This window comes from Pedobacter sp. CFBP9032, from assembly GCF_034045265.1.
Lineage (GTDB): Bacteria > Bacteroidota > Bacteroidia > Sphingobacteriales > Sphingobacteriaceae > Pedobacter.
The window spans coordinates 342,734-366,579 of the sequence record NZ_JAXCWE010000006.1 but is presented as its reverse complement, the minus strand read 5'-3'; the positions used below and the strand labels follow the sequence as shown (position 1 = coordinate 366,579).

General features: G+C 38.6%; 20 protein-coding genes. 16 read left to right on the top strand and 4 right to left on the bottom strand.

Translation table 11 applies throughout. The features are described from left to right. Window positions 1–246 precede the first annotated feature (246 nt). From SOM16_RS14125 to SOM16_RS14055, 15 genes are all read left to right on the top strand, one after another. Window positions 247–981, top strand: coding sequence for a polysaccharide biosynthesis/export family protein (locus SOM16_RS14125; protein ID WP_320464637.1), 735 nt, complete (start codon window positions 247–249; stop codon window positions 979–981). A 3-nt stretch (window positions 982–984) separates the two neighbouring features. Continuing rightward, complete coding sequence (locus SOM16_RS14120) at window positions 985–3,345, top strand: GumC family protein (RefSeq protein WP_320464636.1); 2,361 nt, start codon at window positions 985–987, stop codon at window positions 3,343–3,345. Between the two features lie 27 nt (window positions 3,346–3,372). Beyond that, window positions 3,373–4,896, top strand: coding sequence for a hypothetical protein (locus SOM16_RS14115; protein ID WP_320464635.1), 1,524 nt, complete (start codon window positions 3,373–3,375; stop codon window positions 4,894–4,896). Window positions 4,897–4,904: 8 nt separating this feature from the next. Continuing rightward, window positions 4,905–6,563 (top strand): hypothetical protein, encoded by a 1,659-nt coding sequence (locus tag SOM16_RS14110; protein WP_320464634.1) that lies wholly within the window; start codon window positions 4,905–4,907, stop codon window positions 6,561–6,563. Window positions 6,564–6,589: 26 nt separating this feature from the next. Next, window positions 6,590–7,639 (top strand): glycosyltransferase, encoded by a 1,050-nt coding sequence (locus tag SOM16_RS14105; protein WP_320464633.1) that lies wholly within the window; start codon window positions 6,590–6,592, stop codon window positions 7,637–7,639. Window positions 7,640–7,781: 142 nt separating this feature from the next. Then, on the top strand, window positions 7,782–8,828 hold the full coding sequence (locus SOM16_RS14100) for a glycosyltransferase (RefSeq protein WP_320464632.1): 1,047 nt from the start codon (window positions 7,782–7,784) through the stop codon (window positions 8,826–8,828). Between the two features lie 12 nt (window positions 8,829–8,840). Beyond that, on the top strand, window positions 8,841–9,383 hold the full coding sequence (locus tag SOM16_RS14095; protein WP_320464631.1) for a hypothetical protein: 543 nt from the start codon (window positions 8,841–8,843) through the stop codon (window positions 9,381–9,383). 30 nt (window positions 9,384–9,413) lie between these two features. After that, window positions 9,414–10,586, top strand: coding sequence for a glycosyltransferase family 1 protein (locus SOM16_RS14090; RefSeq protein ID WP_320464630.1), 1,173 nt, complete (start codon window positions 9,414–9,416; stop codon window positions 10,584–10,586). Between the two features lie 23 nt (window positions 10,587–10,609). Further along, the gene (locus SOM16_RS14085) at window positions 10,610–11,623 is read left to right on the top strand and encodes a glycosyltransferase (RefSeq protein WP_320464629.1); all 1,014 of its coding nucleotides are present in this window, start codon (window positions 10,610–10,612) and stop codon (window positions 11,621–11,623) included. 17 nt (window positions 11,624–11,640) lie between these two features. Continuing rightward, the gene (locus SOM16_RS14080; protein ID WP_320464628.1) at window positions 11,641–12,876 is read left to right on the top strand and encodes a glycosyltransferase; all 1,236 of its coding nucleotides are present in this window, start codon (window positions 11,641–11,643) and stop codon (window positions 12,874–12,876) included. Window position 12,877: 1 nt separating this feature from the next. Then, window positions 12,878–13,450: a WcaF family extracellular polysaccharide biosynthesis acetyltransferase gene (locus SOM16_RS14075; protein WP_320464627.1), complete on the top strand. Its 573-nt coding sequence runs from the start codon at window positions 12,878–12,880 to the stop codon at window positions 13,448–13,450. 214 nt (window positions 13,451–13,664) lie between these two features. After that, a complete protein-coding gene (locus tag SOM16_RS14070) occupies window positions 13,665–14,981 on the top strand; it encodes a WcaI family glycosyltransferase (protein WP_320464626.1) in 1,317 nt (438 codons plus the stop codon). Between the two features lie 14 nt (window positions 14,982–14,995). Continuing rightward, entirely contained in the window at window positions 14,996–15,709 is a 714-nt protein-coding gene (locus SOM16_RS14065) for an exopolysaccharide biosynthesis polyprenyl glycosylphosphotransferase (protein ID WP_320464625.1), read from the top strand. A 33-nt stretch (window positions 15,710–15,742) separates the two neighbouring features. Further along, window positions 15,743–16,858 (top strand): GDP-mannose 4,6-dehydratase, encoded by a 1,116-nt coding sequence (gene gmd, locus SOM16_RS14060; RefSeq protein WP_320464624.1) that lies wholly within the window; start codon window positions 15,743–15,745, stop codon window positions 16,856–16,858. 1 nt (window position 16,859) lies between these two features. Then, window positions 16,860–17,846 (top strand): GDP-L-fucose synthase, encoded by a 987-nt coding sequence (locus SOM16_RS14055; protein WP_320464623.1) that lies wholly within the window; start codon window positions 16,860–16,862, stop codon window positions 17,844–17,846. 134 nt (window positions 17,847–17,980) lie between these two features. On the opposite strand, the gene SOM16_RS14050 is transcribed toward SOM16_RS14055, so the two are convergent. Together SOM16_RS14050 and SOM16_RS14045 are read right to left on the bottom strand one after the other, a co-directional pair. After that, window positions 17,981–18,541 carry a DinB family protein gene (locus tag SOM16_RS14050; RefSeq protein ID WP_320464622.1) on the bottom strand — a complete coding sequence of 187 codons (561 nt, stop codon included), beginning with the start codon at window positions 18,539–18,541 and terminating at the stop codon, window positions 17,981–17,983. 162 nt (window positions 18,542–18,703) lie between these two features. Further along, window positions 18,704–19,393: a YafY family protein gene (locus tag SOM16_RS14045; RefSeq protein WP_320464621.1), complete on the bottom strand. Its 690-nt coding sequence runs from the start codon at window positions 19,391–19,393 to the stop codon at window positions 18,704–18,706. Window positions 19,394–19,519: 126 nt separating this feature from the next. Here SOM16_RS14045 and SOM16_RS14040 point away from each other — a divergent pair, with 126 nt between their 5' ends. Beyond that, window positions 19,520–22,006, top strand: coding sequence for a hybrid sensor histidine kinase/response regulator (locus SOM16_RS14040; protein ID WP_320464620.1), 2,487 nt, complete (start codon window positions 19,520–19,522; stop codon window positions 22,004–22,006). Window positions 22,007–22,068: 62 nt separating this feature from the next. On the opposite strand, the gene SOM16_RS14035 is transcribed toward SOM16_RS14040, so the two are convergent. Continuing rightward, entirely contained in the window at window positions 22,069–23,400 is a 1,332-nt protein-coding gene (locus tag SOM16_RS14035) for a sigma-54 dependent transcriptional regulator (protein WP_320464619.1), read from the bottom strand. 68 nt (window positions 23,401–23,468) lie between these two features. Next, window positions 23,469–23,783 (bottom strand): hypothetical protein, encoded by a 315-nt coding sequence (locus tag SOM16_RS14030; RefSeq protein ID WP_320464618.1) that lies wholly within the window; start codon window positions 23,781–23,783, stop codon window positions 23,469–23,471. Between the last annotated feature and the right edge of the window lie 63 nt (window positions 23,784–23,846).

The window sequence follows — 23,846 nt, the reverse complement described above, 5'->3', positions numbered from 1 at the left end:
GGTCAAGTTTCCATAAGTCAACACATTTTCTCTTTTGTGAAGTATTTTAGCTGGGAAGCCTTCCCAAAATACCACGTTATGCTAACCAACTCATTCGAAAATTCGTTCGAAAATAAAATCTCCCCTACTTTCGCAGAAGCTTTTTAAGACGCTCAACAATTAAATCCCCGAGTATCTAAATTCGTCAAAAAGGATCACTGTAAGTGAAATGGCGAAGCTATACCCCCCAGTGTAATCAACATTATTATGAAAAACAAATTTCTATTGCTTTACGCAATAACGGGCATGTTATTGCTGTCTGCGTGTAATGCTTACAAGAATGTTCCCTACTTTCAGGATCTCGACAAGAGTAAGCAAACTACCGAAAACATTGAAAACTTCAGTGCACTTACTATTCAAAACTCTGACATTCTAGGGATTACAGTAAGTAGTTTGAACCCAAAGGCCTACAGCGATTCCAGCGCAAGAGTTTCTGGTTATTTAGTAGATCAAAAAGGTGAAATTAGGTTACCGCTTATCGGTAAGATTCCTGCTGCAGGTTTAACAACAGGTGTTTTGGCTGATCAAATTCAGAGCCAATTAAAAACGTATTTAAGAGAACCGGCAGTAACCGTTAGAATGCTCAACTTCAAAGTATCTGTAATGGGCGATGTTTTAAAACCTGATGTATACAAGATTCAAAGCGAACGTGTAACCGTTACTGAAGCTTTAACAATGGCGGGTGATTTAAATATTACCGCTAAAAGAAAAAATATCCTGCTTATTCGTGAGGTAGATGGGAAAAGAGAATTTATACCAATAGACATTACTTCTGCGAAGCTTTTTACTTCGCCATATTATTATCTAAAGAACAATGATGTTCTTTATGTACAACCAGACAAAACCAAATATGCATCAGTAGACGGAGGTTACCGGACAGTGAGTCTGGTACTTTCGGCGCTGTCTATTGTTGCGATTGTGCTTTCCAATTCATTGAGATAAATTATGAAAACTAATAATGAACAATTTATTTACACTCCGTTTGTAGAACAGGCAGAGGTAAAGCAAAATAAAATATCAGAACTGGTGAGTAATTTACTTTATCACTGGCCACTTGTATTGTTGAGTTTAATTATAGCGATAGTACTTGCATTTGTATATATCAGTTCTACCAATTCCGTGTATAACGTAAAGGCAAAAATATCCATCAACGATAATAAAAATAAAGAAACAAATGTAAAGGAGGCTGCTATGGAACAGCTCTCGCTATCTACTGGTAACAAGTTGGTGGAGAGTGAAGTAGAGATTATCAAATCGCGTCCATTAATTAGAAATGTGGTTGATTCCTTGCAGTTGTGGGTTAATTACAGTGTGAAGCAAAGTCTTAAAACGGTTGATATTTATACTTCATCACCTTTTCGCCTTCAGCTGATTAAGCCCAGAACTTCCTTATCCACACAAAATTTTGAGGTGAAGATTATTGATGGCAAAGAATTCAAAATCATTCAGAACGAAGAAGAGATTCCAGGTAAATTTGGTGCACCGGTAAGTACGAGTTTTGGAAGCTTCACTTTGTTGGCTACCAACAAACTAAAAAACTATGAAGGCGAAACCATTAAAGTAGATATGGTTCCGTTGGAAACAGCAGTAACTGCTTACCAGGAAAAAATATCGACTAGTTTTAACAAACAGGCTCCCCTGGTTGAGCTTAATATTGAAGACCAGGTTCCATTAAGGGCGATCAGAACTTTAAATACGTTAATCAGTGTTTACAAAAATTCTAATATCCAAAACAAGAATAAAGAAACGCTTAATACCTTAAAGTTTATTGATGATCGTTTAACTTCTTTACGCGGAGAATTATCGCAAGCAGAAAAAACGGTTGAAGGTTATAAAAGTAGTGTTGGTTTAACAGAGATTTCTTCAAAGAGCCAGTATTATTTAGATAATGCACAATCGAATGATGGAAAATTAGGTGCCGTAAGTGTGCAGTTAAATATCATTAATGGCATTGAGCGTTATGTAAATTCCGAAAAAAATTCTTCCAGTCCACCAGCAACAATCGGGATCGAAGATCCGGGCTTAGTAGCTTTAGTGGGTAAACTAAGTGCGTTATTGTTAGAAAAGGATCAGTTATTGGCTACTGCACCAGAAAGCAACCCCATATTTTTTCCACTAAACTCTCAGATAAAAAGCACTAAAACGGCGATTAAAAATTCCATTAGCAATATTAAGGCTTCTTTGGTTTCTACCAACCGTGAGCTGCGTAAAATCAGTTCGGGTTTTGAAAGTTCAATAAAGGATATTCCGGTACAGGAACGCCAATATGTAAGTTTTAAACGCCAGATGGACATTAAGCAAGGTCTTTACATCTATCTTTTGCAAAAAAGAGAAGAAGTGGCGCTAAGTTATGCCTCCACATTGAAAGATGCGCGTATTGTAGAAAATGCGTATGCAGGGAAACCGGAATCGAAGAAAAAAGGACCGATCACTGTTGCGCTTCTTTTGGGCTTGCTATTCCCGGTAGGCTTATTATCTTTCAGGAAAAATATTCGCAATAAGGTATTAACGGTGAACGATATCCAGTTGGGTACAGCTGTTCCGGTAATTGCAGAACTGATCCACGAAAGTGGAAAAAACGAGTTGGTTATGCTTAAGAAGGGCGCTTTTGCGATTACTGAGCAAATCCGTAACCTTCGTACCAATATTTTACAGCAAACCAGTGGTTCTAATAATCAGGTGATTTTGTTTGGCTCGAGTGTAGCGGGTGAAGGTAAAAGCTTCGTAGCCAGTAATTTCGCTTTATCATTAGCGGCAACCGGGAAAAAGACTATTATTCTGGAGCTGGATATGAGAAAGCCGAGAATCAGCAAAATTTTTAAAACTAAAAATACAACACTTGGGATCAGCAGCTTTTTAGAAGGAAAGGCTAATTTAAGTGCGATCATTGAACCCTCTGTTTTTAATGAAAACTTATCTATCATTGGTTCAGGTCCTATTCCAATGTATCCTTCAGAGTTATTGGAAGGCGATAAAATGGCTGATTTAATTAACCAGCTAAAAGAAGAATATGATCACATTATTATTGATTCGCCGCCAATGCATTTGGTTACCGACGGATTGATTCTTTCGCAGTTTGCAGATGTATGTTTATATATGGTTAGACATAACCATACGGCAAAAACTGAACTTAATTTTGTAGAAAAATTATACCAGGAAGAAAAAGTAAGGAATATGTTCATTGTATTTAACGGTGTGTTTATGGATAGCAGATTTGGCTATGCATTGGATTACGGTTACTATAGTGAAAAAAGCAATAAAAAACTAGGTTCTGGTGCATTCACAGATCTTGCATTAAGATTCTAAGCTTTTCATTTTCATACTCACTATTTCATGTCTGCCTCAAAAAGAATACTTTCCGGAACAATCGCCTCATGGGTGCAAATTGCAGTAGCTATGTCTGCGCAAATCTTACTTGTACCTCTTTACTTAAGTTTCTGGGATGCGGCAACATATGGGCTATGGCTTGCAGTATTGTCTTTTTCGAGTTTACTTAGTGCCTTTGATTTAGGGTTTCAGGAATACATGAATTATGAGTTTCTGAAACTTGGAGGGCAGCTGCCGAAGAAAATGAGCAAGTTGCTGTCATCAGGAATGATGGTTGCCATTGTATTAGGCTTGATCCAGATTGCAGTTGTTTTACTGATTTACTGGCTGGATGTTTTGCCCATGATTTTTAAAGATCTGGGATCATCCTTAAGAGGAAAAGCAATTCAAGCCTTTTATGTACTGTTTATTCAGTCTATCGTTTGGTTGCTTTGCAACACCGCCGGCGGATTGTTAAACAGAATAATGGCTACTTACGGCTATTATCCAAGAATGGCCTGGTGGGGTGTAGTTACCAATACGATGTTACTGGTATCGCCGGCAATTGCAGTAGTGTTTGGTGCAGATTTATTAACGGCAGGCGTTGTAATGGGGGCAGCCAAGGTTGCTTTTGATATTCCTGTTTGGTTCGACATGTTAAGGTTATTGAAAAAACACAAAGTAAAGCTAGTTAAGCCATCTTTTGAATTAGGATGGAGCAGTTTCTGCAGGTCTACAAATCTTTCTGCTACCGGATTTTTAGAAAATGTTCGCCAGCAGGGGGCAAGGCTAATCATGTCTCCAATTATCGGCGCTACGGGTATTGCAGTTTTTTCTACGATCAGAACCGGATCGAATGTAGCCTTGCAAGGCTTGCGGACAATTATTAATCCGCTAATGCCAGAGTTAATGACCTTTCTTCACAAACGAGATCAGGAGCGAACGGAAGTTGCTTTTAGTACGCTATGGGTAGTTACCATCGCCGTAATTGCACCATGTTTATTGGTGGTGCAGACTTTTATGCCAATCATCTATCATGCCTGGACAAGAGGTAAACTAAGCTTTGATTCCTGGTTATTTGCCTTGCTATCATTAAGTGTTCTCATTTATGCTTTATCTCAACCTGGTATTGCTGTAGTAAAAGGGAACAACCTGTTAAAACCGCAATTAATGATCTCTATAATGAGTGCCATTATCGCAGTATTGGGAATTTTTATTCTCGTTCCTGTTTACGGAATTAAAGGTGCTGGTATGGCACTGTTGCTATCGGAAATTGCTGCTTCGGTTGCATTTACCAAAATTGCAGGGAAATGGCTGGAAGATGCCGGTTTGAGGTGGCCTCAGCGGGGATTTAGAATCGCATTATCATCTGTAGCCTTAACCAGCCTGGGTTTGGTTGCCATGATCATTAGTCCGAAATATGAACTGCTAACGCTGTGTATCTTCTTATTGTTATTGGGATACAATTTTTATCGTTACTGGCTTACCTTACCACAATTGGCAGTAGTTAAAGCAAAAGCCATTTTAAGTGGTTTTGGAAGCAAAAATTAATTGAATTTATGAATATTTCAGCATATCAAAAAAATAAAGCCTATCAGCTAAAAAAACCTATACCCCTGGTAAAGGTTATGGTAGGATCGGCATTTTTAGGTCACGCCAAATTTTATTCCAGAGTGATGCTGTTTATTGCATTGTGTTTTCAGTGTTATTTCTTCTGGACAACTGATAACGTGATTGTGCTGGCCAACATTGCAATCGTTTGGCTGATTGTAACCGAGTTTATTCTTACAGATGATATGGTGAAGAAATATCCATTATCATTATTTATTGTAATCGGTTTCGCCTCCACACAGTTTTATTTCCCCTTGCTGTTTACATCAATGGAATTTAAACCAGTTGTGTATAATCTGGAGAAACCGCAGGATGTGTTCTTTCATGCAAGCCTGGTTTTAATTGTATTATTTATTGCGCATTATATTTACAGGCTTTTGCCGACCCAAAGAGACCGCGAATCATTTATTTTAAAGAAATTAGGTTTTTTCCAAACGCCACAGAATTTACAATTGTGGATTATGGGGATTATTGGTTTCCTGGCCAATATTTACGTTTTGGTTTTTAATCAGGCTTTGGCGACAGAAATTAGTGGCGATGCATCTGGGAAAGCCATTCAGGCATTGTTTCCTTTTGCTTATGCACCTTATTTTATTCCCTTTAAAACTTTATTTGGCGGCATAGGTAAGGTTAAAAAGTCTACCATTTATCTTCTGGCTGGCTTTACGGTTTTGCTTTTTATAGTGAGTATTGCCAGAAATAGCCGCGGGGTTTTTATGGTTGGTTTTGCCTCCATTGGTTTCGCTTATTTTTTAGGTTTGCTTATCGGTGTTTTCGGCGTTCCGAAGATCAATTACAAAATTGTTTTACTGGCTCTGTTTGGGCTATGGTTTATTAACGGACCGCTTGGAAATTTAGGAACAGCCATGTTGCTTGTTCGTTCTGAACGTTCGGATATCAGTAAAAAAGAGCTGATTGAAAAGACCTGGATTGCCATGAAAGATGACCGGGCCATTGCTATACGCAGGCTTGAAGATAGACAATTGGAAAGCGACTGGGATGAACGTTATTTAGACAATGCATTTGCTTCCCGTTTCGCTACGATAAAGTATAGTGATGCCAGCCTGGTGCAGGCAGAGAAAGTGGGCGAAAATAATCCACTAATGAGGTCGCATACCATCAATTATGTTTGGGGTGCGCTTCCTGATCCAATTCTTAGGGTAATCAAACCTGGCATTGATAAAGAAACTTTATATGCGCAATCTTTCGGTGATTATATCTATAATCTGGCCGGAGCGGGAAATGTAACCTTTGGTGGTTACCGGTTAGGAAATATGTCTGGTACAGGAATGGCTGCATTCGGCTATTGGTATCTGCTTATTCTTGGTTTGGTAATGATTCCTGTTTTTTTATTGTTCGACAAATTCGTAATCAGAGGATCGCGAAAATATATGCTTAATGGTAAGCTGGAGCACAATATTGTTTTCAGCGTGTGCGGATTACTGGCACTTACCTCTATTTTTCAATATTTACCAACAGAAAGTGTAGCCGGCCCTTTTACTTTTTTAATAAGGGGTTATGTGCAAAGCCTATTTCTATATTTTATTGTTTTTAAGTTTTCGGGTTTATTCGTTAAATCTGGCACATCAGCCAATCTCAAATTGTAAACATTTTCAAACTTTAATTAAAGATTATGCTTAACATTTTATATTTCGGCGATAACCGCCATTTTTCTACCGCATTTCATCGTGCAAAGGCACTGGAAAGAATAGGGCACAAGATCCTGGCCTATCATAATCCAGAAGAAACTTTGCCTGGTTATTTTAAGTCTTCTATTATGAGTGCGGTTAATTTTAGAAGTGGCTATCGCCTGGTACAGCCTACTATTTATCTAGAATTAAAAAAGATTTTGCATTCCGGGTTAAAACCAGATGTAATCTGGGTAGATAATGGAGAGTTTTTTGGTGAGAAATGCCTTCGTCTTTTAAAGCAGTTTAAATGCCCGATTATTTTATACAGCATTGATGATCCGACAGGGAAAAGAGATGGAAGAAGGTTTGATAGTTTTTTATCAGCTATCAAATTGTACGATTTAATTGCGGTGGTAAGGGAAGAAACCGAAGATGAATGCAAATTACTAGGTGCGAAAAACGTTTTGCGGGTGATGAGAAGCTATGATGAGGTTGCACATGCGCCATATAAAAATGCGGCTGAGATACCTGCGAATTTCAAATCTGAGGTGGCATTTATTGGCACCTGGATGCGGAATGAAAATAGAGATGAATTTCTAAAGGTGCTAATTGATGCCGGTATTGCTGTTTCCATTTGGGGAGATCGCTGGCCTAAAAGTCAGCATTTCGAAGCACTTAAGCCCTTTTACCGTGGTCCGAATTTAGGTGGCAAAGATTATATTGCGGCCATTCAGGGTGCAAAGATTTGCCTGGGTTTGCTTTCTAAAGGTAATCGCGATTTACATACTACCCGATCTATGGAAGTGCCTTATGCAGGCGGGATGTTGTGCGCAGAACGTACCAGTGAACATACCGAACTCTACGACGAAGGTAAGGAAGCCATTTTTTGGAATGATGCACATGAATGTGCCGAAGTTTGTAAAAAGCTATTGGCAGAAAAAAACATCGAAACTATTAAAAAGGCCGGGATGAAAAAAGTACGGGCGCTGCGTTTGGGTAATGAGGATATTTGTAGACGTATCCTGGAAAGAGGATTATCCATCGCGGTATAAGTTATTATTTGAAATCGAAAGACATGCACAGCCTGCTGTGCTAAATGGTAAACGAATTACGGCCTGTTTCTTTTGATATATTTCCATTATTGTTACAGGCCACTTTGCAGGCTGGTGATTTCAAATTTGTTGTAAAATTTTCATGCTTAATATATTATTTTTTGGTGATAACCGTCATTTTTCTACGGCTTGCCATCGGGCAAAAGCTTTAGAGCGAATTGGGCATCGGGTAACACATTTTAACCCGGAAGAAAATCTTTCCGCTTTTTTTAGGTCTCCTTTAATGAGGGCCATAAATTTTCGCAGTGGTTATCGCCTGGTTCAGCCATCTGTTCAACGTAAACTAAAGCATATTTTACAATCTGGCTTAAAGCCCGATGTAATCTGGGTAGATAACGGAGAGTTTTTTGGAAGGAAATGCCTGCAGATTTTAAAGCAATTTAATTGCCCGGTAATCTTGTACAGCATTGATGACCCGACAGGTAAAAGGGATGGACACCGATTTGATAGTTTACTCGATGCCATTAATTTATATGATGTTATTGCTGTAGTACGCACCAAAACTGCCGAAGATTTTGAAGCGTTAGGTGCTAAGAAAGTGATCAGGGTGATGATGTGTTACGATGAAATAGCGCACGCGCCTTATCAAAACGAAGCTGAAATACCTGCAAAGTTTAAATCTGAGGTGGCATTTATTGGTACCTGGATGCGGAATGAAAACAGAGATGAATTTATAAAAGTATTGATAGATGCCGGAATTCCTGTTTCCATCTGGGGAGATCGCTGGACAAAAAGCAAGTATTTTTCGGTGCTTAAACCCTATTATCGGGGTGCAAACTTAGGTGGCAAAGATTATATCGCAGCCATTCAGGGGGCAAAAATCTGTCTGGGTTTACTTTCTAAAGGCAACCGGGATTTACATACTACCCGATCGATGGAGGTGCCTTATGCTGGCGGACTACTCTGCGCTGAACGCACCAGTGAACACCTGGCGCTTTATGATGATGGTAAGGAAGCTGTTTTTTGGAATGATGCACAGGAATGTGCAGCACTTTGTAAAAAATTGCTGGCTGGAGACAATATCGAAACCATTAAAAAAGCAGGAATGAAAAAGGTAAGAGCCCTGAAGTTGGGGAATGAAGATATCTGTAAGCTCATCCTGGAAAAAGGATTATTTAACGCAAATTAACAACTGAATGATATGCTCAACGAAAGGGATAAACAAAGACAAAAGCGCCACCGAAAGCGATTTGAAGCTAAAATAGATCCTTCGGCAATTGTGGTGGCTTTTAACAATCATTGCTTAAACGCCGATCTGTTTAGCCTTATCTATTCCATGCTTAGTGACTTACCAGATCATATCCGTTTAAAAACCCACTTATATGGAATTGATTCTGGAGATTTTACCGATGATTTTATGGACTTAGGCACCAAAACTTTTATAGATTATAGCGTGCCTTTGCATTATGTAAAAATCGATGGTCAATACGAGTTATCTGATCATTATCATGCAATTGATATCCTGATCGTTACTGACGATAATGAGCCAGGTTTAACCACCGTAAAGTCTGCACTAACTGCAGGTTGCTCCGTTATTACAAACAGCAAAAATTCTGATAGAATTAACCTAAATATCAAAGAACGTTTACGTATAAGTGAGCGACAGTGCCCAATGGAGTTATCAAAACACATTGCTGCATTGGCTGCCCAAAGAAGAAAATTTGATTGCGCTTTAGCAAGCTAACCCATTTAAACCCGCCTCAACCTAAATATTATGCAAATTATTTTCTTTTCAAACCCTGATTTTTTTGGATCAGAGAAAAGACCAGCGTTTTCCAGTATGCCACGTTTTACCAATATGCTAGTAGATGGCATGAGGGATAAAGCGCATGAGGTGAGCGTTTGGACACCGAAATCTACTTTTTTTGATTTGCCATTCCCTTCTAAACTGAAAAAATGGATGGGTTATATTGATCAGTATGTCATTTTTCCGATTCAGGTAAAAAGAAAGCTTAAGAAAGTAAGTCCTGAAACGATTTTTGTATTTACAGATCAGGCGCAGGGGCCATGGATGCCGTTGGTGCGAAACAGAAATCATGTGATGCATTGTCATGATTTTCTTTCTCAATGGGCCGCCATGGGCGAAATTAAAGGCCAAGAAGTTGGTTTCACCGGAAAGATGTATCAAAAGTTTATTCGAGACGGCTTTAAAAAAGGCAAGCACTTTATTACCAGTTCTTATAAAACGGATGCTGATTTAAAGAAATTAATGCCTGAAGCTGAAATAAACACCTATATGATTTATAACGGACTTGAAGCATTCTACAAGCCTTTAGATAAAATCAAAGTTCGTGCATCCTTATCATTATCTCTTGGTGTTAACCTGAGCAATGGCTATTTACTCCATGTTGGCGGTAATCACTGGTATAAGAACAGAAATGGTGTAATCGAAATTTACAACGCATGGCGATCAATGACTAAAAAAAGAATTCCATTGCTATTGGTTGGTCCACCCCCAGATGATTTTATAGGAAAGGTTCAGAAAGAATCTTCCTACCGCAGTGATATTCATTTTCTGGTTGGGCAAAGTGATGAAATTGTGAGTCAGATTTATGCAGGCGCGTCGCTTTTCCTCTTTCCTTCTTTTGCTGAAGGTTTTGGCTGGCCTAGTGCAGAGGCAATGGCTTGTGGTTGCCCGGTAATTACCAGTAATGAAGCGCCAATGACAGAAGTGGTTAGTGACGCAGGCTTTCTTATTCCGCTGAGGGATATAGAAAACCCAAAACAGTGGGCAAATGATGCCGCCTTTGTTGTAGAAGAGGTTTTGAACGCACCGAATCAGGAAGCACTAGTTACAAAATCGATAGAAAATGCCAAACGATTTAATAAGAAAAAAGCGATGGATGACTTTGAGCAGGTCTACAATCGGATAGTGAAATTGAATTAATAATAACTGCTTAAAATTTATATATGGTTACGCTAGTTACTTCGCAAATTCCAAAGGCAAGTCCGGATATTACACATTTAATAGCTTTCGAAGATTATTGTAAGGATAAAAGTAGCTGGACCATAAAACGCGGACCGAAACTGTTTAATCCCCGTTCGTTTTCACTTCGTTTTTATTCATTTGTGCAAGCGCTTTTAAAACCAGTTTTAAAGCGGGTTAAAATTAAAGGTGCCGTACTATCACTTGGCTTGCCATATTACTATTACCTCACTGCAAAAACATTTCCATATTATGGTACCGATTGTGATTTGCGGGTACTGTGGACTTATGACGTTTGGGAACCGGATTTTAAGCGTGTGGAGGAACTGGTAAATAAAAGTAACCTTGATTTGCTTTTGCTTTCCTCTTACCAGGCTACAGCGCATTTTAAGAAATTAAATCTGCGCAACTGTAAAGTGCATTGGGTACCAGAAACGATAGATGTTCATGCTTATCAACATAAGGCGTGGAAAGACAGATCCATTAATATACTTTCATTTGGCAGATCGTGGCAACAGTACCACGAAGTTATTGTAGATGGTTGTGAAAAACATCAGATCAATTACCAGTACCAGGAACGTTCTGCAACACATGATGTTGCTGTTCATGGCTTAAAAAAGAAACTACAGTTTCCAACCACTGCTGATTTTACTGCAGGCCTTGCCGATTCGCAAATCTGCATTTGTTTTCCTCGTTGTGTTACGCATCCGGCATTGGCTGGAGAGGTTTCTACACTTACCATTCGGTATTTGCAGGCCATGGCTTCGAAATGTGTAATTCTTGGCGCTGCGCCAAAAGAGATTACCCAATTGTTTGATTACAATCCGGTAATTGAAGTAGACTGGGAAAAGCCTGTAGAACAGATCAGGCATATTCTTGATTATCCGGAAGCATATATGGCGATTGTAGAAAAGAATTACCAGATGGTTCATCAGCATTTTCATCACCAGAATGCGATAGATCAAATAAATGAACTTGTCAAATTAAATTTGACTTAAAACTAAATATTATTATAATGAGCGAGCAGCCAGTGCAAAAGATTCTCCACGTCGTATCCTCTATGGATCCAAAAGAAGGGGGTGTGTGTCAGGCAGTAAGGACAATCGTTGCGGGTTTATCTACCAGAAACATTTATAGCGAAGTTGTTAGTTTAGATGATGCTGAATCTTTTTTCTTCAAGTATGATTCTTTTACGGTTCATGCGCTTGGGCGTGGAAAAGGGCCCTGGAGATACAATAAAAGGCTTACCGCCTGGTTTATAACCAATTTATCTTATTTCGATAAGGTAATAGTACACGGACTTTGGACGTTTATGGGCTTCTCTTTACAGAAAGCCATTAAAAATATCTCAGCTAAACAAGGTGAGAAAGTACCTCAAGTATTTGTAATGCCGCATGGCATGCTCGATCCTTATTTTCAGCGGGCATCTGGCAGGAAAATGAAAGCATTGAGAAATACCTTCTATTGGAAGTTTATCGAAAATAAACTCATTAACAACGCTGATGGGATTTTATTTACCTGCGAGGAGGAGGCTGCATTGGCTAAGTTGCCTTTTAAACCCTACCAACCAAAGAAAACCTACATTACGGGTTTGGGTGTAGAACACCCGCCAATATATGTTGATGAAATGAAAGCTGAATTTGAGAGCCGTTGTCCACAATTGGATAATTCACCATATATCCTTTTTCTGAGTAGAATAAACGAAAAGAAAGGAGTTGATTTATTGCTGGATGCATATTCATCCATTATTGAATCAGTAGAATCAAATCCACGTTCAGAACTTGCCGGCTTATTACCAAAACTGGTTATTGCCGGGCCAGATTTAGAAAGTGAATTTGGAAAAAAAATTCAGAAGCAGGTAGATCAACATCCTTTGCTTCGAAAATCGGTCGTTTTTACGGGCATGTTATCCGGCCTTTCTAAGTGGGGCGCGTTTTATGGTTGCGAAGCCTTTATTCTGCCCAGTCACCAGGAGAATTTCGGAATTGCAGTGGTGGAAGCACTTGGCTGCTCCAAACCGGTTTTAATCTCGAATCAGGTAAATATCTGGCGGGAAATTAATGAAGATGGAGGCTGTTACGTTTCCAATAATACAATTGATGGTACAAAGAAGCTTTTGGAATCGTGGGGACAAAGCTCATATAGAACAAAGATGATGATGTCTAAAAATGCATTCTATTCTTTTACCAAAAACTTTGCTACCGTATCGGCAACGACCAAGTTTGTTGATGCCATCTCTAACCTAAACTAAAATGAGTGTTGAAACTGCAAACCTATTAGAAAGTGATCTTTCGAAGTTCGATATCGGAGATTATAATGCCGGTAATAAATGGAAGGATATATTGTGGTATCCCTTTAATTACCTGGTTTTTAACAGTTGCATTCCATGGCCTAGTTCGATAAAAGCAAGCTTGCTGAGGTTGTTCGGCGCCAGGGTGGGAACGGGTTTGATTATTAAACCACGGGTGATTATTAAAAACCCCAGAAGATTGGTTATTGGTGATCATTGCTGGATTGGTGAGTTGGTTTGGATTGATAACCTGGATGATGTGGTGATTGGCAACCATGTTTGCATCTCTCAGGGGGCCATGTTGCTTACCGGAAATCATGATTATAATAAAATAGATTTCCCCTACCGTTTAGGTACAATCATTTTAGAAGATGGCGTTTGGGTAGGCGCAAAATCGGTGGTTTGTCCGGGAGTTAAATGTTTATCTCACGCCATACTTACTGTAAATTCTGTAGCGACAAAAAATCTCGAATCCAGAAAAATTTACTCCGGAAATCCTGCGGTATACATTCGGGATAGAAAAATTACTCAGTAATTTAATGTTTCGATTTCCATCGGAAACGGATTACTGGTTTCGATAAACTGCTTGTTAAAATAAACGAACACCAGGAACCAATGGTGTTCAGGTATGTGTTAATCATTAGCCCATGCCCACCTCTTTAAAGAATAAAAATATTGCTTCTTTCTGCTAACCAGTAAGCATAAACAAACGCATCAATCTTTGGATGTGCTCGCTCAAAACAAATTTTATGGAACAAATCAACACCGCCAAAAAACGCATTTTATTACTTGGAATTAATTTTTCGCCTGAACTTACTGGTATTGGGAAATATTCGGGAGAGATGATTGATTGGTTAGTCAAGAATGGATATGATTGTACGGTAGTTACTTCATTTCCATATTATCCAAACTGGAGCGTTCAAAAGCCATACCGAGGATTGTTCTATAAGAAAGAGGTAAATGAAACTGGAGACCTGAAAGTGTATAGGTGCCCGCTTTATGTGCCATCTACGCCAACCGGAAAGAAAAGAATTCTGCATGATATCAGCTTCTTTTTAACCTCCTTACTAATGATGATTTACCTGCTGTTTAAGCCAAAAAGCGATTACGTTTTTTGTGTGGCACCACCATTTCACCTCGGGTTTTTAAGTAGTTTTTATTGCTTTATAAAAGGAAGTAAGATGGTTTATCATATTCAGGATTTGCAGATTGAAGCCGCCAGAGATCTTGGCGTGATCAAAAATCAGTCGTTATTTGGCCTGATGCTGAAGATGGAGAAATTTATCCTGAAAAGAACCACGTATGTTTCTACCATTTCTGAAGGGATGTTGGAGAAAGTAGCGTTAAAGACTGATAAAAAAGTGCTCATGTTTCCAAACTGGGTAGATGTAGACGCGTTTCATCCCATTAATAAGAGAGCTGAACTGAAAAAACAATGGGGCTTCGAGCCTGATGCCAAGATTGTTTTATACTCTGGTAGCATCGGTGAAAAACAGGGTTTAGAAAGTTTAATTTCTATTGCTGATGATTTCCAACAGTATCCGTTTATTCAGTTTATTATCTGCGGAAATGGCCCTTACCGAAACAAGCTGCAAGAATTTGCGAAGAATAGAAATCTAATGAATATCAGCTTTCTGCCGCTGCAGCCCCTACATATTTTTAACGAGTTTTTAAATATGAGTGATGTTCACCTGGTATTGCAAAAGAAAAACGCCTGTGATTTGATGATGCCATCTAAATTGGCTGGAATACTTTCTTCAGGAGGGTTAGCATTGGTTACGGCAGAGCAAGGAAGTACGCTGCATAAAATTATTAAAGCAAATAATATAGGAGTGGTGATTAACTGTGAAGATGAAAATCTTTTATCCAGTACAATCCTGGCCTGCTGTTCTGGCGATTACCAGGCAAGAACACATAATGCCCGTGAATATGCCATGAGAGAATTGAATAGGGAGGTGATTTTGAAACGTTTATTTTCTGAAATAGAAACCGGAAAAGAATCAAAAGCCGTTGTGCCGAAGATTAAGGAAATTAAAACAGAATTGGTTTTCAGTAACAATAATTAAGCCTCAGCACCATCATGAACAACTTTAATCTCTCAGATGAATCAATTATAGATCATTTCGAAAGCGAATTAGCTGGTAATATAAATAATCAGTTTGCACTAAGTGCTCCAATTGATGCGGCGAACAGGGAATATGTTTTCCAGCAACAGCTGAAGAGAGGATTTGATATTCTCTTTAGTTTAACTGTTATGATTGCCTTTAGCTGGGTATATGTTATTGTAGCAATTCTTATCCGGGCAAATAGCAAGGGAAAAGTAATCTTTAAACAGCAGCGAACGGGTAAAGATGATCAGCCATTTTGGTGTTATAAGTTTCGTACAATGGTGATTAATGAGCATGCACACGCTCACCATGCACAAAAGAACGATGCAAGAATTACCAGCATCGGCAAATTCTTAAGAAAATCGAGTTTGGATGAATTACCTCAGTTTTTTAATGTGCTTATCGGTAATATGAGTGTAGTTGGCCCACGCCCACACATGTTAAAACATACGGAAGAGTACAGGCAAACGATCGAAAATTTCATGGTTCGGCACAGCATAAAGCCAGGCATTACCGGATGGGCACAAGTGAAAGGTTTTAGGGGAAATACAACAGGAGATGAGATGATGGAGAACCGGGTAAAACACGATATCTGGTATTTAGAAAACTGGTCTAACAAGCTGGATTTAAAAATTATTATGCTTACCGCAAAGCAAGTTTTCAAAGGACATGAAAACGCATTTTAAAGAAAAAGTAAAAAATATTAAATAAAAAACGCAATGAAAAAAAAGGCATTAATTACAGGGATAACCGGTCAGGACGGTGCATATCTAACTGAACTTTTATTAGAAAAAGGTTATGAAGTACACGGGATTAAACGAAGAAGTTCGCAGTTTAATACGGATAGGATTGATCATTTGTATCAGGGGCCAGAAGTAGAAAACAGAAACTTAGTTCTTCATTATGGAGATTTAACAGATTCCACCAACCTGATCAGAATCATTCAACAGGTACAACCTGATGAGATTTATAACCTGGGTGCAATGTCTCACGTACAGGTGAGTTTTGATGTTCCGGAATACACGGCCAATGCAGATGGAATTGGAACATTAAGAATTCTAGAAGCCATCAGAATTTTAGGCTTACAAAAGAAAACTAGAATTTACCAGGCTTCTACTTCAGAACTTTATGGATTAGTACAAGCTGTACCACAAAGTGAAACTACTCCTTTTTATCCACGCTCTCCTTATGCAGTAGCCAAAATGTACGCATATTGGATTACTGTAAATTATAGAGAAGCTTATGGCATGTATGCTTGTAACGGGATTTTATTTAACCACGAAAGTCCGCTTAGGGGAGAAACTTTTGTAACCAGAAAAATTACCAGAGGTGTTGCTAAAATTGGTTTGGGTCTTCAGGATATGCTTTACCTGGGTAATCTTGATGCCAGAAGAGATTGGGGACATGCGAAAGATTATGTTGAAGCCATGTATTTAATTCTTCAGCAGGAATCTCCTTCAGATTTTGTAATTGCAACGGGAATCACCACTCCTGTACGTGAGTTTGTGAAGTTAGCCTTTGCAGAAATCGGTGTAGAAATTGGTTTCTCTGGTACTGGTGTAGAAGAGAGAGGATTTGTTGTGTACTGCAATAATCCAGATTATCAATTAGAAATTGGCAGAGAAGTAGTTGCCGTTGATCCGAAATATTTCAGGCCAACAGAGGTTGATCTATTGGTTGGAGACCCAACTAAATCAAACCAATTACTAAACTGGAAACCTAAATACGACCTGCAAATGCTGGTAAGTGAAATGGTTGAAGCAGACGTAGAACTTTTCAAAAAAGACCAGTTACTTAAAGAATCGGGTTACGTAATCAAAAATCAATATGAATAAAATGGAACAGACGGATTTAAAAGATTTAAATGCAAAGATATATGTTGCTGGCCATAAAGGAATGGTGGGCTCAGCCATAGAACGGGCCTTAGTGAAGCAAGGTTACACCAACATTATTAAAAGAACTTCAAAACAATTGGATCTGACTGATAAGTTGGAAGTAGACCATTTCTTCGCGACACATAAACCAGATTACGTTTTTTTAGCTGCGGCTAAAGTTGGCGGTATTTTGGCCAATAATACTTACCCGGCAGATTTTTTAGTTCAGAATATCAATATTCAGAACAATGTGATCCATGCATCCATGGTTAACAAAGTAAAAAAGCTTTTATTCCTGGGTTCGTCTTGTATCTATCCTAAACTTGCACCGCAGCCCATTAAGGAAGAATACCTGTTAACAGGTGCTTTGGAGGCCACTAATGACGCTTATGCGATTGCTAAAATTTGCGGAATAAAAATGTGTCAGGCTTATGCTAAGCAATATGGTGTAAACTATATTAATGCGATGCCAACCAATTTATATGGTAAAAATGATAATTACCACCTGGAAAATTCTCATGTTTTGCCCGCTTTGATTCGCAAAATTCATGAAGCAAAACATGCAGGTACACCAGAGGTAACGGTGTGGGGTACAGGAACGCCTAAAAGAGAGTTTTTATACGCTGATGATTTGGCAGAAGCTTGTGTTCACCTGATGAAAGTTTATAACAGCAGTGAGATTGTAAATATTGGTACAGGTGAAGATCTGACCATTAAAGAATTGGCCACAACCATTTCAAAAGCTTTGGAATATGATGGAAACTTAATTTTCGATGTTTCAAAGCCCGATGGAACACCAAGAAAGCTGCTCGATGTTTCGAGAATTAAGAATACTGGCTGGCAGCCAAAAGTAGAACTGGAAGAAGGTGTATTGCTGGCTTACCAGGATTATTTAGAACAGATAGATTACCCAAAAATAGCTGTTGGCAATAAATCGCTTTGTGCATAACACAAAGCAATTTATACTGATGGTAAATCCAGTATAATAAAGAAACACTTTTTTTTATAGTGTGTCACTGGGGACAATTGAGAAACCCTGTGCCGGATGGCCAGGGTTTTATTATTTTCTCATTTTTTTAAGGGTTAAAACCCTGGCTCATCTGCACTCGGGCCATAGCTGCCAGGGATGGGAATATTTAAAATTCTTAAATAAACACCCAGCTGTGCACGGTGGTGAATGGTTTGGCTAAATGCGATGCGCATCATTTCATATTTGGTTAAGTCGCCTAAAATATGTTCGCCATTGCGCAAAATCCACTGGTTATCAAAGTCTTCTACGTTGGATTGCGCCAATTCTGATTTCCCCTTCTCATAACTTTCTTCCAGCAGCTTCAGCAAATCCTCATTATTTTCTACCTTTTTTTCCTGGTAAGGAGCAGTTTCAAAATCTAATCCATCGGTAGTAAGCGCCAGGCTAACCCATTCAGGAAGCTCTGCAATATGGCTGGCAAGTGATTTTAATTTCATGCTTTTCTCGTGTGGTGCCCAATCAAATTTATCCACAGGTACAAGGGCCAGAAATTTCTTGGTCGTGATAAACTCCGATTCCAATTCCTTCAATAATGCTTTAATAATATCCATATTTTTTTGTTTTGATTTTTCCATTCCGTGTAATTCCATTAATAGTAAGTCGGCGAAGCTCATCTTTTTTCGTTTTGGTGATACAAAGAAAACAGGCGGTAGTGACAACCCTATGGCAGTGCTAAAAAATAAAATCATTTTATTTTTATTGCTCGAAATAGTAGCAGTTTTTATGGATCGGAGCTGCCTGATCTGTGAGTTGAAAGAAAAGCTAGTAGTTGATTTTTAGAAGTTAACTGGTAGCATACTCATATAGTCGCTTAAAGGCATGTGGTCTGTCTTGGAAAAAGGGGTTTCCAGGTTTTTAAGGCAAACAATTCTGGTTAAATTAAAGTCGCGGTATTGATTTCTGAAATGGCACCAGGCAATCATATGCCAGCTAAAAGCGTAGAAAATTAATCCAATAGGTTCCACACAACGTTTGGTTGCTTCTTCCTTTACATTTTTATAGTCCAGTTCGATTAAATTTTTCTCAGAAATAGCCTGCTGAATAAGGGAAAGGTAAGTGTAATTGAAAGTTAAGCGTTCTGGAATCTGCAGTTTGATGTGTTGATTTAAGTTTTCTAACTTTTCTTTTTGTGCGGTTTTCAAAACCGCTTTTACTTTTGTGAGCGCGGTAGAATAATGAGAACGGATGGAGTGATCTGCAAAACCATTTACCAGACTTTCTACCAGCAGTAAGGCATTTGCTTCATCTGTATTAAAAGAAACCGGAGGTAAAAAATATCCCTGAACAAGAAAATAACCTTTATTATGCTCAAAGCTGATCGGAATTCCCTGCTCGCTTAAAGCCTTCACATCCCGGTATACCGTGCGAACGCTTATATGAAACCGCTCTGCAATCTTCTCAGCAGTATTGTATTTGGTTGATTGAAGAAGTATTAATATGCCGAAAAGGCGATCAATGCGGTTCATGTTTCCTGGCTTAGAGCAAAACTAAGTAAATAATTTAAACCTTTTAGGGGTACAATTGTATTATATTGTTCGATATGTCTTTCGGGCGAAAATTTCGTTAATGATTAAGACACAAATCTATAGTTCATGGCAGCCGCAATTCAGAAGCGTTTTTTTCGTGCAATAAAAAGCAAAGTAATCATCGGGTTTCTGTTTGCGTGTTTTGCTTTGCTGCTGGCTTGGGGAATCAGTAAATTCGCTTTCACCCGCATGCTGAACACTGTTGAAGAAATTTCTGCTCCAAATGCCAGGTTAAGGATTGTAAACGAGTTATCGCATAAAATTGCCCGGCTTGATCAGCTCCAACGAGATGAGGCTTTTAACAAGCAAGGCAATTATAATTTTTTAAAAGAATCCAGGCAGCTGCGGTCTAACCTGGATACACTGCGGCGTCTTTATACTGGTGATGCGCTACAGCTTAAAAGAATTAAATCTATTAAAAACTTGTTAATAGAACGTGATAAACAGTTTATTGCTTATCTGAAAGTTCGCGAGACTTTAGTAAATACAAAATCGTTTTCTACTGAAGTACAGAAATTAAATGAGTTAGTTGCAACACGATCACGCCAGACGGATAGCGCAGTGCTAACCACCGAAACCACTACCTCAACTACCACCGTTGCACCAGAAGAAGAAGAGAAATCAAGAGGCTTTTTAAGTAAGCTGTTTGGTAAAAAGAAGTCAGAAGTTTACAAAATCATTAACGAGGAATTTAAGGTTAAACGTGATACGCTGAATGCAAAAGCGGAAGACAGTATTATGAAAAGTATGGCTGGCTCACTTAAAAATATTGAGAAAGAGCAACGTCAGAAAAGCCAGAAGTTTTTAAAGCGGGAGGCTAATCTATCTACAGCCAGTAATGCGTTAACCAATCAGATGCTTCAAATTTTACGAGAAGTAGAAGGTGAAGCGGTGGCACAGGTAGATTTGAATGGCATCCAGGCCAGGGAAGTGGTGAACGATGGGATAACACAAATTACCGCAATCATTATTACATTCTTTTTTCTTACGGTTATCCTCCTGTACTTAATCCTCACCGATATTACCAGGAGTAATAAATATCGTAAAGCATTGGAAGAGGCTAAAGACCTGGCCGAATATCATGGCAAGGCGAAGCAACGCTTTCTTTCTAATATGAGTCATGAAATCAGAACCCCTTTGCAGTCTATTTTAGGTTATGCAGAATTGATCGCTCAGCAAGAACAGCCCAAGAAAAAAGATGTGGATGCCATTTACCAGTCTTCTATTCATTTGCTTCAGATTGTAAACGAGGTGCTGGATTATAATAGGATTATCTCTGGTGAGTTTAGTTTTAATCAACAGGTTTTTGATGTTAAAAAGATTATCGAAGAGGTTACGTCTGTTATCCGTCCATTGGCTGCGCAGAAATCGCTCACGCTAATTACAAACTTAAATTTAAGTGATGTGGAATTTGTGAGTGGCGATGCTTTTCGATTGAAACAAATTCTTTTCAATTTGCTCGGGAACGCGGTAAAATTTACTTTAAAGGGAGAGATTACCTTATCTGTAACCTGCAAAAAACAATCCGGAAACCTCCATTTTAATTTCACCATCAAGGATACCGGGATTGGCTTTGATGAAAAAGATATTCCTAAAATATTTAAGGAGTTTGAGCAGATTGAATCTCCTGAAAAATATGTGCTCAATCAAACCGGAACAGGTTTGGGTCTGCCTATTGTAAAGGCCTTAATAGATGGACAGGGTGGAAGAATCCATGTGAAAAGTAAAGCGGGGATTGGAACTACCTTTAATATTTACCTCACCTATCAGGAAACTACAGAGAAGGTAATAGATCCGTTGGATCTGGATCAGTATGCCATTGTAAATCCTGGAATGGTTTGGGTTATTGATGATGACAGGTTAATTCTGGAACTCTGTGAATTAATTTTTGAGAAAAATAAAATTCCATATCAAAGCTTTAACCAGGTTGCCGATATTTTGCATCAGGAGGCTGATCCTCTGCTAAAGTACGTTTTAGTCGATATGCGTTTGCCAGAAATGACGGGTATGGAACTCTGTCATATCTTGCGGAAAAAACTCCCTGCTAACGTTAAATTCTATGCCATTACTGCCCAGGTATTGCCAGAAGAGCGGGAGATGGTATTAAGTGAAGGTTTTGATGGGTTAATCTTAAAACCTTTCCGGGCGGTAGATTTACTTTCCATTTTCGAAAAAACTGAACTGTTAATAGAAGCACCTGAGTTTGACTTTTCTTCTATCGAAAAAATGACCTTTGGTGATCAGCAGATGCTGGAAAAGATCATTGCAAGATTTAAACAAGATTGTATTGATGATGCAGAAGTATTAAAAATTCATCTGGAAGAAAATGATCAGGATAAAAGCCGCTTAATTGTTCATCGGCTTGCTGGCCGAACGGCACAAATGGGTTCGAAGACTTTGGCGCAAGCATTGCGGCTACTGGAAATTGAAATCGCAGAAAAAGGTTTAGATCAGCGTATTAAGGATGCTGTTTTAGATCAATTATTGAAATTAGAAGCACTAATTGTAGTGCTAGCAGAAATGGAACCCGCAGCTGAGAAAAGTAATACTTAAATCATTTGCGTAGCTATTTTATCAAGAATAAAAGATATTGCGTTTGGATTAATCAATAAGTGTTAGTCGATCCCGTACCGTTCCATTTTAGAATAAAGCGTTTTTCGATCAATATTGAGCATTTTTGCTGCCTTAGATTTGTTATGTTTGGCTTTAATCAGCGTTTCTGCAATTAAAGTTTTCTCATTATGCTCATTCACGGCTTTCAAATCAGAGGAACTTCCTGGTGAAGTTTGTTGGGTTACAGCAATCATCATTTCATCAGGTAAGGCGTTTACCTGGGCCACTTCGCCGGGTGTTAGCAATACCATGCGTTTGATCACATTGCTGAGTTCCCTTAAATTTCCAGGCCAGTCGTAATTGAGGAGTAAAGATTTTGCTTCGGCAGAGATGCTCTTTACATTTCTTTCCAGATCGCGGTTAGAAAGTTGTATAAAGTGATTGATGAATAATTCCAGATCACTACCACGGTTTCTCAGTGGCGGCAACTGAATTTTAAATTCGTTAAGGCGATGATATAAATCTTCTCTAAACTCACCAGCTGAAATGCTGTTTAACAAATCATCATTGGTAGCTGTAATAATCCGAACATCTACAGTAACATGTTTTGTACTTCCCAAAGGTTGGATTACCCGTTCCTGAAGCGCACGGAGTAATTTAATCTGCACTTCATAGCTTAAATTACCCACCTCATCTAAAAACAACGTTCCGCCATTTGCGGTTTCAAACTGTCCTTTTTTATCGTTTAAGGCACCTGTAAAGGCACCCTTTACATGTCCGAATAATTCACTTGCTGCCAGATCTTTCGATAAAGCACCGCAATCTATCGCTATAAATGGTTTATTGGCGCGTTTGCTTTGCTGATGTAAAGTTCTGGCTGCAAATTCCTTTCCTGTACCACTTTCACCCTGAATAATAACCGACATATCTGTTGGAGCAACCAGGTCAATATGTGCATAAAGTTTATCGGCAATGGCACTTTTACCTTTTATCAGGTCGGCATCAGTACTTTCAATTTCAACAGCTTTTGCTTCCTTTTTAGTTAAGGAATTTTTGATCACCATTAACAGCTCGTCGGGATTAACAGGCTTGGTAATATAATCGAAAGCACCCATTTGCATGGATTTAACAGCCGTGCGAACATCATTGAAACTCGTCATGATAATAATTGGCGTGGAGATACCGAGATTTCTGTTATGCGTAATCACATCGAAACCGATTCCATCCGGAAGGCGATAATCAATTAAAAACAGATCGAAAGTTTCATTTTCAATCAACTTAAAAGATGGTTTGATGTGCGTAGCCAAAGAAATGTCATGGCCATGTTTTGTCAAAAAACCTTCGAGTAATTGGGCAAATGTTGTATCGTCTTCTATAATCAGGATTTTGGCCATACAACAAAAATAAGAAAAGCCAGTTAAAAAACTGGCCTTCTTAAACTAGGTAGATGTAATATTTGGGTTTACTCAACTGGTTTACCGTCTTTATCAATTTTAATTGAACCAGTTTCGGCTTCTTTTTTCACATTAATAATGTAATATTCTTTTGCACCTTCTTTAACAGACCATGCTTCAGTAGGGGTCCAGCCTTTATAGGTATCAGATTTTAAGGCTGTAGTTATCGGCTCTGGAAGCTCCTCTAATTTAACCGGAGTTTTTACTGCGCTATCCTGAACTGCAACAATTGCAGCATTTTTCATTGTATTTACTTCACTCGCTTGTACTGCTGAGAATCCTGCAAAAGCTAAGAACGCAGCTGATAAAATTAATTTTTTCATCTTATTATATATTTAATGGTGATGAAACTATCAAATAGTTTCGTGATTCGCTTAGTTGAATGT